This window comes from Streptococcus oralis subsp. dentisani, assembly GCF_007475365.1.
Classification (GTDB): Bacteria; Bacillota; Bacilli; order Lactobacillales; family Streptococcaceae; genus Streptococcus; species Streptococcus mitis_AX.
In genome coordinates this window covers 679,901-694,698 of sequence record NZ_CP034442.1, presented here as the reverse complement: position 1 = coordinate 694,698, position 14,798 = coordinate 679,901, and the positions used below count along the sequence as shown (strand labels likewise).

Annotated in this window: 13 protein-coding genes and 1 other annotated feature; all 13 genes read left to right on the top strand. The window is 41.6% G+C overall.

Annotated elements, in window-relative coordinates:
- Positions 1-71: 71 nt before the first annotated feature.
- Complete coding sequence (ftsW, locus tag EJF26_RS03575; protein WP_000703365.1) at positions 72-1,295, top strand: cell division peptidoglycan polymerase FtsW; 1,224 nt, start codon at positions 72-74, stop codon at positions 1,293-1,295.
- Positions 1,296-1,318: 23 nt separating this feature from the next.
- Positions 1,319-4,015, top strand: coding sequence for a phosphoenolpyruvate carboxylase (gene ppc / locus EJF26_RS03570; protein ID WP_000058156.1), 2,697 nt, complete (start codon positions 1,319-1,321; stop codon positions 4,013-4,015).
- 95 nt (positions 4,016-4,110) lie between these two features.
- Positions 4,111-4,326: a binding site (T-box leader), on the top strand.
- Between the two features lie 114 nt (positions 4,327-4,440).
- Positions 4,441-5,436, top strand: a complete 996-nt coding sequence (trpX, locus tag EJF26_RS03565; protein ID WP_000792176.1) for a tryptophan ABC transporter substrate-binding protein — start codon at positions 4,441-4,443, stop codon at positions 5,434-5,436.
- A 65-nt stretch (positions 5,437-5,501) separates the two neighbouring features.
- A complete protein-coding gene (locus EJF26_RS03560; protein WP_000637246.1) occupies positions 5,502-6,368 on the top strand; it encodes an ABC transporter permease in 867 nt (288 codons plus the stop codon).
- Positions 6,365-7,123 (top strand): ABC transporter ATP-binding protein, encoded by a 759-nt coding sequence (locus EJF26_RS03555; protein WP_000125432.1) that lies wholly within the window; start codon positions 6,365-6,367, stop codon positions 7,121-7,123. Before EJF26_RS03560 ends, EJF26_RS03555 begins: the two co-directional genes overlap by 4 nt.
- A 196-nt stretch (positions 7,124-7,319) precedes the next feature.
- Positions 7,320-9,080, top strand: a complete 1,761-nt coding sequence (dnaG, locus tag EJF26_RS03550; protein WP_000227884.1) for a DNA primase — start codon at positions 7,320-7,322, stop codon at positions 9,078-9,080.
- 2 nt (positions 9,081-9,082) lie between these two features.
- A complete protein-coding gene (gene rpoD / locus EJF26_RS03545) occupies positions 9,083-10,192 on the top strand; it encodes an RNA polymerase sigma factor RpoD (RefSeq protein ID WP_000201893.1) in 1,110 nt (369 codons plus the stop codon).
- 14 nt (positions 10,193-10,206) lie between these two features.
- Positions 10,207-10,536: a metal-sulfur cluster assembly factor gene (locus EJF26_RS03540; RefSeq protein WP_000331930.1), complete on the top strand. Its 330-nt coding sequence runs from the start codon at positions 10,207-10,209 to the stop codon at positions 10,534-10,536.
- Between the two features lie 113 nt (positions 10,537-10,649).
- Positions 10,650-11,693 carry a glycosyltransferase family 4 protein gene (locus EJF26_RS03535; protein WP_004246701.1) on the top strand — a complete coding sequence of 348 codons (1,044 nt, stop codon included), beginning with the start codon at positions 10,650-10,652 and terminating at the stop codon, positions 11,691-11,693.
- Between the two features lie 8 nt (positions 11,694-11,701).
- Positions 11,702-13,018, top strand: a complete 1,317-nt coding sequence (locus EJF26_RS03530) for a glycosyltransferase family 4 protein (RefSeq protein ID WP_001219463.1) — start codon at positions 11,702-11,704, stop codon at positions 13,016-13,018.
- Between the two features lie 22 nt (positions 13,019-13,040).
- Positions 13,041-13,232 (top strand): PspC domain-containing protein, encoded by a 192-nt coding sequence (locus tag EJF26_RS03525; protein WP_001074503.1) that lies wholly within the window; start codon positions 13,041-13,043, stop codon positions 13,230-13,232.
- Between the two features lie 43 nt (positions 13,233-13,275).
- Positions 13,276-13,410: a DUF4044 domain-containing protein gene (locus EJF26_RS03520; RefSeq protein WP_000863854.1), complete on the top strand. Its 135-nt coding sequence runs from the start codon at positions 13,276-13,278 to the stop codon at positions 13,408-13,410.
- 70 nt (positions 13,411-13,480) lie between these two features.
- On the top strand, positions 13,481-14,791 hold the full coding sequence (gene obgE, locus EJF26_RS03515) for a GTPase ObgE (protein ID WP_000061650.1): 1,311 nt from the start codon (positions 13,481-13,483) through the stop codon (positions 14,789-14,791).
- The last annotated feature ends 7 nt before the right edge of the window (positions 14,792-14,798 follow it).

Genomic DNA, 14,798 nt, shown 5'->3' with positions numbered 1-14,798 from the left:
ATAGCAATCAAAACTAGAAAATAAAACGGAATTAGGAACAGTTTTCTCTGTTTCTATTAGAGTGGTGACATATGAAAATTAGTAAAAGGCACCTATTGAACTATTCCATTTTGATTCCTTACCTCCTTTTATCGATTTTGGGTCTAATTGTTGTTTACTCAACTACGAGTGCTACCTTGATCCAAGAAGGGAAAAGTGCTCTTCAGTTAGCTCGGAACCAAGGAATGTTTTGGGTAGTTAGTTTGGTTTTGATTGCCTTAATTTATAAACTGAAACTTGGTTTTTTAAGAAATGAACGCTTGATTTTTATCGTTATGTTTGTAGAGATGATTCTCCTAGCTTTGGCTCGGCTAATTGGAACCCCAGTCAATGGTGCCTACGGTTGGATTTCTGTAGGACCTGTAACGATTCAGCCTGCTGAATATCTTAAGATTATCATTATTTGGTACCTAGCCCATCGATTCTCAAAACAGCAAGATGAGATAGCTGTTTACGATTTCCAAGTCTTGACTCAGAATCAGTGGTTACCTCGAGCTTTTAACGACTGGCGTTTCGTTTTACTGGTTTTGATTGGTAGTTTGGGAATTTTCCCTGACTTGGGAAATGCGACCATTCTGGTCTTGGTGTCACTGCTTATGTACACAGTTAGTGGAATTGCCTATCGTTGGTTCTCGACTATTCTAACTCTCTTAGCAGGAAGTTCCATTTTAGTCTTGTCTGTCATTCGTCTTGTTGGCGTTGAGAAGTTTTCTCAAATTCCTGTATTTGGTTACGTTGCTAAACGTTTTAGTGCCTTCTTTAATCCCTTTAATGACTTGGCGGGTGCAGGACACCAGCTCGCAAATTCCTACTATGCAATGGTAAATGGTGGCTGGTTTGGACTTGGATTAGGAAATTCCATCGAAAAGCGTGGTTATTTGCCAGAAGCCCACACAGATTTCGTCTTTTCAATTGTCATCGAGGAATTTGGATTTGTAGGAGCGGGTATGATTTTGGCACTCCTCTTCTTCTTGATTTTGAGAATCATCCTAGTCGGTATTCGAGCTAAGGATCCCTTTAACTCCATGGTTGCTATCGGTGTCGGGGGGATGATCCTTGTTCAGGTCTTTGTCAATATCGGTGGAATTTCCGGTTTGATTCCTTCTACAGGGGTAACCTTCCCCTTCCTTTCACAAGGGGGGAATAGTCTCCTAGTCTTATCTGTAGCCATTGCCTTTGTACTAAATATCGATGCCAGCGAAAAACGTGCCAAACTTATCAGAGAATATGAAGGTCAAACTTCTGTTGCTCTATAAGGATTGAATGGAAAGGAAAGTTTATGTCACTTCAAAAATTAGAAAACTATAGCAATAAAGCAGTCGTCCAAGAAGAAGTCTTGATTTTGACAGAGCTATTAGAAGACATCACAAAAAATATGCTTGCGCCTGAGACTTTTGATAAAATCATGCAGTTGAAGGATTTGTCTACAAGCGAAGACTATCAAGGACTCAATAAATTGGTGACCAGCCTTTCAAACGAGGAAATGATCTATATTTCTCGCTATTTCTCAATCCTTCCACTCTTGATCAATATCTCTGAAGATGTGGATTTGGCTTTTGAGATCAATCATCAAAATAATGTGGACCAGGACTATCTAGGAAAACTGTCAACAACCATTAAGATGGTGGCTGAAAAAGAAAACGCGGCTGCAATTTTGGAGCAGCTGAATGTGGTTCCAGTTTTGACGGCCCACCCGACTCAAGTACAACGCAAGAGTATGCTGGATTTAACCAATCATATCCATACACTCTTACGGAAGTACCGTGATGTCAAACTCGGCTTGATCAACAAAGAAAAATGGCACACAGATCTCCGTCGTTACATTGAAATTATCATGCAAACGGACATGATTCGCGAGAAGAAATTGAAGGTAACCAACGAAATCACCAACGTGATGGAGTACTATCAGAGTTCTTTCTTGAATGCTGTTCCACGTTTGACGGCTGAGTATAAAAAATTAGCTAAAGAACAAGGTATCGAGCTCCAACATCCAAAACCGATTACAATGGGGATGTGGATCGGAGGAGACCGTGATGGAAATCCTTTCGTAACAGCGGAAACCCTCAACAAATCAGCCTTGACTCAGTGCGAAGTCATCATGAACTACTACGATGAGAAGATTTATAACCTCTATCGTGAATTCTCACTTTCAACCAGTATTGTGAATGTTAGTGACAAGGTTCGTGAGATGGCGCTCAAGTCTCAAGATAATTCCATTTATCGTGAAAAAGAACTCTATCGTCGTGCCCTCTTTGACATCCAAGCTAAGATGCAGGCAACCAAGACCTATCTTATCGAAGACAAGGATGTTCATCCAAGATATGCTACTGCAGATGAATTTTACCAAGATTTATTGGCCATCCGAGATTCTCTATTAGAGAACAAAGGTGAGTACCTGATTTCAGGAGAATTTGTAGAGTTGATGCAGGCGGTTGAAATCTTTGGCTTCTATCTTGCCTCTATCGACATGCGCCAAGATTCTAGTGTTCATGAAGCCTGTGTGGCAGAATTGCTAGCATCCGCAGGTATCAACGACCACTATAGCGATCTGTCTGAAGATGAAAAATGCGCCCTCCTATTAAAAGAATTGGAAGAAGACCCTCGTATCCTCTCAGCGACTCATGCTGAAAAGTCAGAACTGCTTGAAAAAGAACTCTCTATCTTTAAAGCCGCTCGCAAGTTGAAGGATAAATTAGGTGAAAACGTCATCCGTCAAACCATCATCTCTCACGCAACAAGTGTATCCGATATGCTAGAACTTGCAATTATGCTTAAGGAAGTCGGCTTGGTAGATGCTCAAAAAGCCCGCGTTCAGATTGTTCCCCTCTTTGAAACGATCGAAGACTTGGATCACTCGGAAGAAACCATGAGAAGATATTTCTCTCTTCCTTTGGCTAAAAAATGGATTGCTTCAAAAGACAACTACCAAGAAATCATGCTTGGCTACTCTGATAGTAACAAGGACGGTGGTTACCTGTCATCATGTTGGACTCTATATAAAGCTCAACAGCAACTGACTGCTATTGGAGACGAATTTGGCGTTAAAGTTACCTTCTTCCACGGTCGTGGTGGTACCGTGGGTCGTGGTGGTGGCCCAACTTATGAAGCTATCACATCCCAACCACTCAAGTCTATTAAGGACCGCATCCGTCTGACTGAGCAGGGAGAAGTGATTGGAAACAAATACGGAAACAAAGACGCTGCCTATTATAACCTTGAAATGTTGGTTTCTGCAGCTATTAACCGTATGATTACCAAGAAGAAGAGTGATACTAACACATCAAATCGTTATGAAGCTATCATGGATCAAGTAGTGGACCGCAGCTACGATATCTACCGTGATTTGGTCTTTGGAAATGAACATTTCTATGACTATTTCTTTGAATCAAGTCCAATCAAGGCTATTTCAAGCTTTAATATCGGTTCGCGTCCAGCAGCTCGTAAGACTATTACAGAAATCGGTGGTTTGCGTGCCATCCCTTGGGTCTTCTCATGGTCACAAAGTCGTGTCATGTTTCCTGGATGGTACGGTGTGGGATCAAGCTTTAAAGAATTTATTGATCAAGATCCAAAGAATATTGAGATTCTTCGTGACATGTACCAAAACTGGCCTTTCTTCCAATCTCTGCTCTCTAATGTGGACATGGTCTTGTCTAAGTCCAACATGAACATTGCCTTTGAATATGCCAAGCTCTGTGAGGATGAAGAAGTGCAAGCCATCTATTACACCATTTTAGATGAATGGCAATTGACCAAGGACGTTATTCTAGCCATCGAAGGTTATGACGAACTCTTGGCGGAGAACTCTTACCTAAAAGACAGTCTAAACTATCGTATGCCTTACTTTAATATCCTTAACTACATCCAGTTGGAGTTGATCAAACGTCAACGTCGTGGTGAATTGTCAGCAGACGAAGAAAGACTGATTCATACAACTATTAACGGAATTGCAACCGGTTTGCGTAATTCAGGCTGATATTCTACAAACTTTCTCTTTTTCAAGGGGAAGTTTTTGAATTGTTTAAAAAATTCTAAAAATAAGCTTGACAAGTAGTTGAAAAATGATATAATTTAAACATTCAGAAAGTAATCATGCTCATTTTTTAGAGAGTCTGTGGTTGGTGAAAGCAGATAGATGAAATTGATGAAATTGGGCTGAATGTACTTAAGAATTTGAAATCATAAAAATTCGGTGAGCACACCTTATAGTGCAACTCGTGAATGCGAGAAAGAGCGATAGGGATATTCCCTATAATTGAGGTGGCACCGCGCATCGACGTCCTCACACAAGTTTTTTGTGTGAGGACTTTTTTGTTGGAGGAGACTTATGGAATTTAAACGATGGCGTCGCTTGTTTTGTTTAAAAGAGCATTATACAAGTGATTTAAAAGGAGAAAAAATATGAAAAATAAACGTTTAATTGGAATTATCGCTGGATTAGCAGTATTGGTAGTAGCTAGTTTGATCTATTCATCTATGAACAAGCCAGCAGCTAAGGTGGAGCAAAAAGTTGCTAAGGTTGGTGTCCTTCAGTTTGTTAGCCACCCCTCTTTAGACTTGATTTACCAAGGAATTCAAGATGGACTAGCTGAAGAAGGCTATAAGGACGACCAAGTAAAAATCGACTTTATGAACTCTGAAGGTGATCAGAGCAAGGTTGCAACCATGAGTAAACAGTTAGTAGCAAATGGAAACGATGTAGTTGTTGGGATTGCAACACCAGCAGCTCAAGGACTTGCAAGTGCTACTAAAGATCTACCAGTTATCATGGCTGCTATTACAGACCCAATCGGTGCTAACTTGGTCAAAGATTTGAAAAAACCAGGTGGCAACATCACAGGGGTATCAGACCACAACCCTGCTGAACAACAAGTAGAGTTGATAAAAACCCTCACACCAAATGTCAAAACAATCGGCGCTCTTTACTCAAGTAGCGAAGATAACTCAAAAACACAGGTAGAAGAATTCAAGGCTTATGCTGAAAAAGCAGGTTTGACAGTCGAAACCTTTGCCGTTCCATCAACCAATGAAATTGCTTCAACAGTTAATGTCATGACAAGTAAGGTTGATGCGATTTGGGTTCCAATTGACAACACCATCGCATCCGCATTCTCAACAGTTGTTTCAAGCAACCAAACAGCTAAAAAGCCAATCTACCCAAGTGCCACTGCCATGGTAGAAGCGGGAGGATTAGCATCTGTAGTAGTTGACCAACACGATCTTGGAGTGGCTACTGGTAAAATGATTGCCAAAGTTTTGAAAGGTGAAAAACCAGCTGATACGCCAGTTAATGTCTTTTCAACTGGTAAGTCAGTGATTAACAAAAAACTAGCGCAGGAACTTGGTATCACCACTCCTGAGTCCGTTCTAAAAGAAGCAGGACAAGTGATTGAATAAAGATAAAGGAGGAGCTGGACACATCTCCTCCCATTTTTACTAAAGAAAGAAATGAGTGAAAGATTATGATAGTATCCATTATTTCTCAGGGAATGGTCTGGGCGATTTTAGGTTTGGGAATCTTTATGACTTTCCGAATTTTGAATTTCCCTGATATGACTACTGAAGGCTCTTTTCCTCTAGGGGGAGCAGTAGCTGTAACCTTGATAACACAGGGAATCAATCCATTTTTAGCAAGCCTAGCCGCAGTAGGAGCGGGATGTCTAGCTGGTATGGCGACAGGTCTCTTATATACCAAAGGAAAAATTCCAACTCTCTTATCAGGGATTCTGGTCATGACTTCTTGCCATTCCATCATGCTCATGATTATGGGGCGTGCCAATCTGGGGCTTCTTGGAACCAAGCAAATTCAGGATGTCTTACCTTTTGATTCGGACCTTAACCAACTCCTGACTGGACTAATCTTTGTAGCTCTTGTAATTGGTCTCATGCTCTTTTTCCTAGATACCAAACTAGGTCAGGCCTACATCGCTACAGGTGATAATCCTGATATGGCTCGTAGTTTTGGTATCAATACTGGACGTATGGAACTCATGGGCTTGGTTCTCTCAAATGGGATTATCGCGCTTGCAGGGGCCTTAATTGCTCAACAAGAAGGATATGCGGATGTTTCACGAGGTATCGGGGTTATCGTAGTTGGTCTAGCTAGCTTGATTATTGGTGAGGTTTTGTTTAAGAGTTTGACTCTGGCAGAGCGCCTCATGACCATCGTCGTTGGCTCTATCGCCTATCAGTTCCTCGTCTGGGGAGTGATTGCTCTTGGATTTAACACAAGTTATCTTCGTTTGTACAGCGCCTTGATTTTGGCAGTTTGTCTCATGATTCCAACCTTCAAAAGCAAATACCTGAAAGGAGTCAAGTTTAGCAAATGACAGCAATTGTAGAATTAAAAAATGCTACCAAAGTCATCACGAATGGCTTTGATGAGGAAAAAATCATTCTGAATGATGTTTCTCTTGAAATTTTCGAACATGATTTCATTACTATCCTAGGTGGAAATGGAGCAGGGAAGTCAACGCTTTTTAACACTATTGCAGGTACCTTACCTTTAACAAGTGGAAGTATCCGTATCATGGGCGAGAACGTGACGCATTTTTCACCTGAAAAGCGGGCTAAGTACCTGTCTCGTGTCTTTCAGGATCCTAAGATGGGTACGGCTCCTCGTATGACGGTGGCGGAAAATCTCTTAATTGCCAAGTTTCGTGGTGAGAAGAGAGGACTCCTTCCTAGGAGACTCTCAAGTCATAGGGAAGAATTTCAGGCTACCATTGAAAAAGTGGGGAATGGCCTTGAAAAACATCTAGATACTCCGATTGAATTTCTATCAGGTGGACAACGTCAGGCCTTGAGTCTCTTGATGGCAACCTTGAAGCGACCTGAGTTGCTCTTGTTGGATGAACACACAGCAGCCCTTGACCCAAAAACAAGTGTGGCCTTGATGGAATTAACAGATGACTTTGTCAGCAAGGACCATCTAACAGCCTTGATGATTACCCATCATATGGAGGATGCACTGAAGTATGGCAATCGTCTGATAGTCATGAAGGAAGGCCGTATCATCCAAGACCTCAATAAAGAAGAAAAAGCTAAGATGAAAATCTCAGACTACTATCAATTATTTGAATAGATGAGTTAAATAATCATCAAAAAATAGAGAAGAGAAACTTAGAAGCATTAAAGTGTTTCTGAGTTTTTTATCTCCTCTTTCTATATAGAAGAATAAGGCAAAGAGAATTACGGAAAGCGTATGAAATGGTTTACTTTTTTTCAGAAATAAGCTATACTAGTTTACGTGAAACTATGATAACATGGAGGTATTGTGTATGGTTGACAAGCAAGTCATTGAAGAAATCAAAAACAATGCCAACATTGTGGAAGTCATAGGTGACGTGATTTCTTTACAAAAGGCTGGACGGAACTATTTGGGGCTCTGTCCTTTTCATGGTGAAAAGACCCCCTCTTTCAACGTTGTGGAAGACAAGCAGTTTTATCACTGTTTTGGATGTGGTCGTTCAGGAGATGTCTTTAAGTTCATCGAAGAATACCAAGGCGTGTCCTTCATGGAAGCCGTTCAGCTCTTAGGAGAGCGCGTCGGTATTCAACTAGCCATGCCTGTCCAGTCTCGTCCTCAACAAGCTTCTCCCCATCAAGCTCTATATGATATGCATGAAGAAGCTGCCCGTTTTTACCATGCAATCCTCATGACGACCAAGATGGGAGAAGAAGCAAGGGCTTATCTATATAAACGAGGCTTGACGGATGATGTTCTGAAGCATTTCCAGATTGGACTGGCTCCGGCAGAGAGAACCTATCTCTATCAACGTTTGGCTGATAAGTTTGAGGAAAAGGATTTATTGGATTCGGGCTTGTTTTATCTGTCAGATGGCAATCAATTTTATGATACTTTTTTTGGACGTATCATCTTTCCTTTAACCAATGACAAGGGGCAGGTTATTGCCTTTTCTGGTCGTGTCTGGCAAGAAACTGATACTCAGACTGCTAAGTACAAAAATAGTCGCTCGACTGCAATTTTTAACAAGAGTTACGAATTGTATCATTTGGACAGGGCAAAAAAGGGAACAGGTAAGATTACAGAACTCTACCTGATGGAAGGCTTCATGGATGTGATCGCAGCCTACCGTGCTGGTATAGAAAATGCTGTAGCTTCCATGGGAACAGCCTTAAGCAAGGAGCATGTTGACCACCTCAAACGCTTTACTAAAAAAATTGTTCTCAGCTATGATGGCGACAAGGCAGGGCAGGCAGCAACAGCCAAGGCTTTAGAGGAGTTAAAAGACTTTTCAGTGGAGGTTGTTCGAGTACCTGATGCCATGGACCCAGATGAGTATTTACAAAAGAATTCTGCTGAAGACCTAGCTTACCTCTTAACAAAGACTCGTATCAGTCCCATAGAGTTCTATATTCACCAACTCAAACCTGAAAATAGTGATAACTTGCAGGCGCAAATCGAGTTCATTGAAAAGATTGCGCCCTTAATTGCCAAAGAAAAGTCTATCACTGCCCAGAATTCTTATATCCACATTCTGGCGGACAATCTACCTTCTTTTGATTACCAACAGGTAGAGCAAATTGTAAATGAAAGTCGGATTGTTCAGAGACAGGAGAGAGTCAAAGAACATCCTAAACCAGCAACGATTAGTTTACCTGTGACGCGGCAACTGACATCAGTCATGAGAGCAGAGGCTCATCTCCTTTATAGGATGGCTGAGAATCCACTTGTTTTAAATGACTACCGCTTAAGAGAGAATTTTTTCTTTGATACCCCAGAATTTCAGATTCTTTACGAATTATTAAGTGTAGAGGGAGAAATCGGATCAGAGGAACTTTCTCATCAGACTCCTGAGGTTGAAAATGCTTGGTACCACGTGCTTAGCTTGGATTTGCCAGCTGAGATGTCGCCTCAAGAGCTAGCGGAGGTCGAAGCGACTCGAAACCGTGCCCTCCTCAGCAAGGACAACTTACGAATTAAAAAGAAAGTGCAGGAAGCTAGTCATGTAGGAGATACAGACACAGCCTTGGAAGAATTGCAACGATTGATTTCCCAAAAGAGAAGAATGGAGTAATAATGGCAACAAAACAAAAAGAAGTAACTACATTTGATGTGCAAGTAGCAGACTTTATCCGTAACCACAAAAAAACAGGAACAGCAACAGATGATGAAATCAACTCAAGTCTGGTGATTCCTTTTACCCTAGATGCAGACGGGATTGAAGACCTTTTGCAACGGATTCAGGATGCTGGAATTTCTATCACAGACAACGAAGGAAATCCAAGTGCGCGTGTTCTTAGTACAGAAGAAGAACCAGAACTCAGTGATGAGGACTTGATTGGCTCAACTTCTGCCAAGGTTAATGACCCTGTCCGTATGTATTTGAAGGAAATCGGGGTTGTTCCTCTCTTGACCAACGAAGAGGAAAAAGAATTGGCCCTAGCAGTTGAAGCAGGTGATATCGAAGCTAAACAACGTCTTGCAGAAGCCAACCTTCGTTTGGTGGTTTCTATCGCTAAGCGCTACGTAGGGCGTGGCATGCAGTTTCTTGACTTGATCCAAGAAGGAAACATGGGCTTGATGAAGGCTGTTGACAAGTTTGACTATTCAAAAGGATTCAAGTTTTCAACTTATGCAACTTGGTGGATTCGTCAGGCAATCACTCGTGCCATCGCTGATCAGGCTCGTACTATTCGTATTCCTGTTCACATGGTTGAAACGATTAACAAGCTAGTCCGTGAGCAGCGTAATCTTCTTCAAGAATTGGGACAAGATCCAACACCTGAACAAATCGCTGAGCGTATGGATATGACACCTGACAAGGTGCGTGAAATCTTGAAAATCGCTCAAGAACCAGTATCGCTTGAAACACCGATTGGTGAAGAGGACGATAGTCATCTTGGGGACTTTATCGAAGACGAAGTGATTGAAAATCCAGTAGACTACACAACTCGTATCGTCTTGCGTGAGCAGTTGGATGAGGTTTTGGATACTCTTACAGATCGTGAAGAAAACGTTCTGCGCCTTCGTTTCGGACTAGATGATGGGAAAATGCGTACTCTTGAAGATGTTGGGAAAGTCTTTAACGTGACTCGTGAGCGTATTCGTCAGATCGAGGCCAAGGCTTTGAGAAAATTGCGTCAACCAAGTCGCAGCAAACCCCTTCGTGATTTTATTGAAGACTAAGAGTGAGGAATAACATGGCTTATACAGAAGAGCAAATTGAAACGATCAAAACACGCATTTTAAATGCTTTGGAAGAAGTCATCGACCCTGAGTTGGGGATTGATATTGTAAACCTAGGTTTGATTTATGAAATTCGTTTTGATGGTGAAACAGGTCACACTGAAATTGATATGACCTTGACAACTATGGGTTGCCCACTGGCTGACCTTTTGACAGACCAGATACACGATGCGATGACAGATGTGCCTGAGGTAACTAATACCGAGGTCAAATTGGTCTGGTATCCAGCTTGGACTGTTGAAAAAATGAGTCGCTATGCACGTATCGCCCTGGGAATTAAGTAAAGAGTAAGAAAAATGTGAGAGACGATTGGAAAATGAGGAAATCTCCTTCTTTTTCCTCTGGTCTCTTCTTTCTTTTGCTGATTTTCTAGAAATAAAATGGTATAATGAAAGGTATGGAAAACGAAAAATTGCGTGTCAATATGCTAAGTTCAAGTGAAAAAGTGGCTGGTCAAGGGGTATCAGGAGCCTACCGTGAGTTGGTACGTCTCCTTCACCGCGATGCCAAAGACCAGTTGATTGTTACGGAGAATCTTCCTGTAGAGGCAGATGTAACTCATTTTCACACCATTGATTTCCCTTATTATTTATCTACATTTCAAAAGAAGCGATCTGGGAGAAAAATTGGCTATGTGCATTTTTTGCCTGATACGCTTGAGGGGAGTTTGAAAATTCCATTTTTCTTAAAGGGAATTATCAAATGCTATGTTTTTTCATTTTACAACCGAATGGAACACTTGGTGGTGGTTAATCCCATGTTTATCGAGGATTTAGTAGCAGCTGGTATTCCACGTGAAAAAGTAACTTATATTCCAAACTTTGTAAATAAGGAAAAATGGCATCCACTACCAGCTGACCAAGTAGCAAAACTTCGTCAGGAAATGGATTTAGCTGAGAATCAGTTTGTTGTTGTCGGTGCAGGTCAGGTTCAGAAACGTAAAGGGATTGATGATTTTATCCGTCTTGCTGAGGAATTGCCAGAAATTACTTTTATCTGGGCTGGTGGTTTTTCATTTGGTGGAATAACAGATGGTTATGAACGCTATAAAAAAATCATGGACAATCCACCTAAAAATCTAATTTTCCCCGGAATTGTGTCACCGGAACGGATGCGGGAACTTTACGCTATGGCGGATCTGTTCTTGCTACCAAGTTACAACGAATTATTCCCTATGACCATCTTAGAGGCGGCAAGTTGCGAGGCGCCGATTATGTTAAGGGATTTGGACTTGTATAAGGTCATCCTTGAAGGGAATTATCGTGCTACAAGTGATGTTTCTGAGATGAGAGAAGCAATCCTAGAATACAAGAATGACCAGGAAGCCTTAAAAGACTTGAAAGAAAAAGCTCGCGAGATCTCCAAAGAGTACTCTGAGGAGCATTTGTTGGAAATCTGGTTAAAATTTTATCGAGAACAGGCTGCTTTGGGCAAAAAGTGAGGTAATTTATGCGAATTGGTTTATTTACTGACACCTATTTCCCTCAGGTTTCCGGGGTTGCGACTAGTATTCGGACTTTGAAAACTGAGCTTGAAAAGCAGGGGCATGCAGTTTTTATCTTTACAACGACTGATAAAGACGTGAACCGATACGAGGATTGGCAAATTATTCGAATTCCGAGTGTCCCTTTCTTTGCGTTTAAGGATCGACGATTTGCCTACCGAGGTTTTACAAAGGCGCTTGAAATTGCCAAGCAGTATCAACTTGATATCATTCATACCCAGACAGAATTTTCACTAGGTTTGCTTGGGATTTGGATTGCAAGAGAATTGAAAATTCCTGTTATCCATACCTACCATACTCAGTACGAAGACTATGTACATTACATTGCTAAGGGCATGCTAATTCGTCCGAGTATGGTAAAATATTTGGTGCGTGGCTTCCTTCATGATGTAGATGGCGTGATTTGCCCTAGTGAGATTGTTCGTGACCTTTTATCTAAATACAAAGTCAAGGTTGAAAAGCGTGTCATCCCAACTGGAATTGAGTTGGCTAAGTTTGAACGACCTGAGATTAAGGAAGAGAATTTAACTGCTCTTCGATCTAAGCTTGGGATTAAAGAAGACGAGAAAATGCTGCTGAGCCTTTCACGTATTTCTTATGAGAAGAATATCCAAGCAGTCCTAAACGCCTTTGTTGAGGTATTGAAAGAAGAAGATAAGGTGAAGTTGGTTGTTGCTGGAGATGGTCCTTATCTGGACAGTCTGAAGGAACAAGCAGTGAAATTGCAGATCCAAGATCATGTGATTTTTACTGGTATGATTGCTCCAAGTGAGACAGCCTTATACTATAAAGCGGCTGATTTCTTTATCTCTGCATCCACTAGTGAAACCCAAGGCTTGACTTATCTAGAGAGTCTAGCCAGTGGAACGCCTGTTATCGCTCATGGCAATCCTTATCTGGATAATCTGATCAGTGACAAAATGTTTGGAACCCTCTACTATGGAGAGCACGATCTTGCAGGTGCAATCTTGGAGGCCTTGATCGCCACTCCAGATATGAATGAGCAGAAGTTGGCTGACAAGTTGTATGAGATTTCGGCTGAGAATTTTGGGAAACGAGTTCATGAGTTTTATCTCGATGCGATGATTTCAAATAAATTTGAGCAGGAACTACGTGGCGACGAACCCATGACACAGCGATTCTTAAAAACTATTTTGTACCTACCTCAGCAGGCTGTTTCAGCTCCAGTTAAAGAGTCCAAACGAATATTAAAGGCTTCTAAAAAGCAGTTGTCTAGCATCCGAGATTACTGGAGAGATTAGTAAAAATATAGGAGAATAAAATATGGCAAAAAAATTTATGAGAAGTGGTAGGGATCAAAAAATTGGAGGCGTTTGCGCAGGTGTAGCCCACTATTTTGATATTGACCCTACTATTGTCCGTGTGATTTGGGGCGTTCTTGCCTTTTGTTATGGGGCAGGGGTACTTGCTTACTTGATTTTATGGGTAATTGCACCTGTTTCTAGCGAATATTAAAAGAGAATCAGAATAGAACAAAGAGAAATAAAAAGGAGTCCAGATGGCTTTTGGAGATAATGGAAAACGTAAAAAAACAATGTTTGAAAAAGTAACGCTTTTTGTCGTGCTAATTATGTTGTTTGTAACCCTTGCTGGTATCTTTGCGACAGCGCTTGGAGCTTTTAGCAGATTCTAAGCAAGTTGCTAAGATAGAAACAATAACTAATGACTGGATTTTCCAGTCCTTTTTAAAGCGAGAAGAAAATATGAGTATGTTTTTAGATACAGCCAAGATCAAGGTCAAGGCTGGTAATGGTGGCGATGGTATGGTTGCCTTTCGCCGTGAAAAATATGTCCCGAATGGCGGTCCTTGGGGTGGCGATGGCGGACGTGGTGGTAACGTTGTTTTCGTTGTAGACGAAGGCTTGCGTACCTTGATGGATTTCCGCTATAACCGTCATTTTAAGGCCGAATCAGGTGAGAAAGGGATGACCAAAGGAATGCATGGACGTGGTGCAGAAGATCTTCGTGTTCGTGTACCACAGGGGACTACTGTACGTGATGCGGAAACAGGTAAAGTCATTACAGACTTGATTGAACATGGTCAAGAATTTATCGTTGCTCATGGCGGTCGTGGCGGTCGTGGGAATATCCGTTTTGCAACACCAAAAAATCCTGCACCTGAGATTTCTGAGAATGGGGAGCCAGGTCAAGAACGTGAGTTGCAACTGGAATTGAAGATTCTAGCGGATGTCGGCTTGGTCGGTTTCCCATCTGTTGGAAAGTCCACTTTGCTTAGTGTCATTACTTCAGCTAAACCAAAAATCGGCGCCTACCACTTTACGACAATTGTGCCAAATTTAGGTATGGTTCGTACCCAATCAGGTGAATCCTTTGCAGTAGCTGATTTACCAGGTTTGATTGAAGGGGCTAGTCAGGGAGTCGGTCTGGGAACTCAGTTCCTCCGTCACATCGAGCGTACACGTGTCATCCTTCATATTATTGATATGTCAGCTAGCGAAGGCCGTGATCCATATGAGGACTACCTAGCGATCAATAAAGAGCTGGAGTCATACAATCTTCGCCTCATGGAGCGTCCACAGATCATCGTAGCCAACAAGATGGACATGCCTGAAAGTCAGGAAAATCTTGAAGACTTCAAGAAAAAATTGGCGGCAAACTACGACGAGTTTGAAGAACTTCCAGCAATCTTCCCTATTTCTGGTTTGACTAAGCAAGGTTTGGCGCCTCTTTTGGATGCGACAGCTGAATTGTTAGATAAGACTCCTGAGTTCTTGCTCTATGACGAGTCTGATATGGAAGAAGAAGCTTACTATGGCTTTGATGAGGAAGAAAAGGCCTTTGAAATTAGCCGCGACGATGATGCTACATGGGTACTTTCTGGTGAAAAACTCATGAAACTCTTTAACATGACCAACTTTGATCGTGATGAGTCTGTCATGAAGTTTGCTCGTCAGTTACGTGGTATGGGGGTTGACGAAGCACTTCGTGCGCGTGGAGCCAAGGATGGAGATCTGGTCCGAATTGGTAAATTTGAGTTTGAATTTGTAGACTAGGAGATTG

Coding starts and splice junctions, on each gene's coding strand:
- EJF26_RS03520 (WP_000863854.1), top strand. CDS start 13,276: ATGGCTTTTGGAGATAATGGAAAACGTAAAAAAACAATGTTTGAAAAA.
- EJF26_RS03540 (WP_000331930.1), top strand. CDS start 10,207: ATGGCTTATACAGAAGAGCAAATTGAAACGATCAAAACACGCATTTTA.
- trpX (WP_000792176.1), top strand. CDS start 4,441: ATGAAAAATAAACGTTTAATTGGAATTATCGCTGGATTAGCAGTATTG.
- dnaG (WP_000227884.1), top strand. CDS start 7,320: ATGGTTGACAAGCAAGTCATTGAAGAAATCAAAAACAATGCCAACATT.
- obgE (WP_000061650.1), top strand. CDS start 13,481: ATGAGTATGTTTTTAGATACAGCCAAGATCAAGGTCAAGGCTGGTAAT.
- EJF26_RS03530 (WP_001219463.1), top strand. CDS start 11,702: ATGCGAATTGGTTTATTTACTGACACCTATTTCCCTCAGGTTTCCGGG.
- EJF26_RS03555 (WP_000125432.1), top strand. CDS start 6,365: ATGACAGCAATTGTAGAATTAAAAAATGCTACCAAAGTCATCACGAAT.
- ftsW (WP_000703365.1), top strand. CDS start 72: ATGAAAATTAGTAAAAGGCACCTATTGAACTATTCCATTTTGATTCCT.
- ppc (WP_000058156.1), top strand. CDS start 1,319: ATGTCACTTCAAAAATTAGAAAACTATAGCAATAAAGCAGTCGTCCAA.
- EJF26_RS03525 (WP_001074503.1), top strand. CDS start 13,041: ATGGCAAAAAAATTTATGAGAAGTGGTAGGGATCAAAAAATTGGAGGC.
- rpoD (WP_000201893.1), top strand. CDS start 9,083: ATGGCAACAAAACAAAAAGAAGTAACTACATTTGATGTGCAAGTAGCA.
- EJF26_RS03560 (WP_000637246.1), top strand. CDS start 5,502: ATGATAGTATCCATTATTTCTCAGGGAATGGTCTGGGCGATTTTAGGT.
- EJF26_RS03535 (WP_004246701.1), top strand. CDS start 10,650: ATGGAAAACGAAAAATTGCGTGTCAATATGCTAAGTTCAAGTGAAAAA.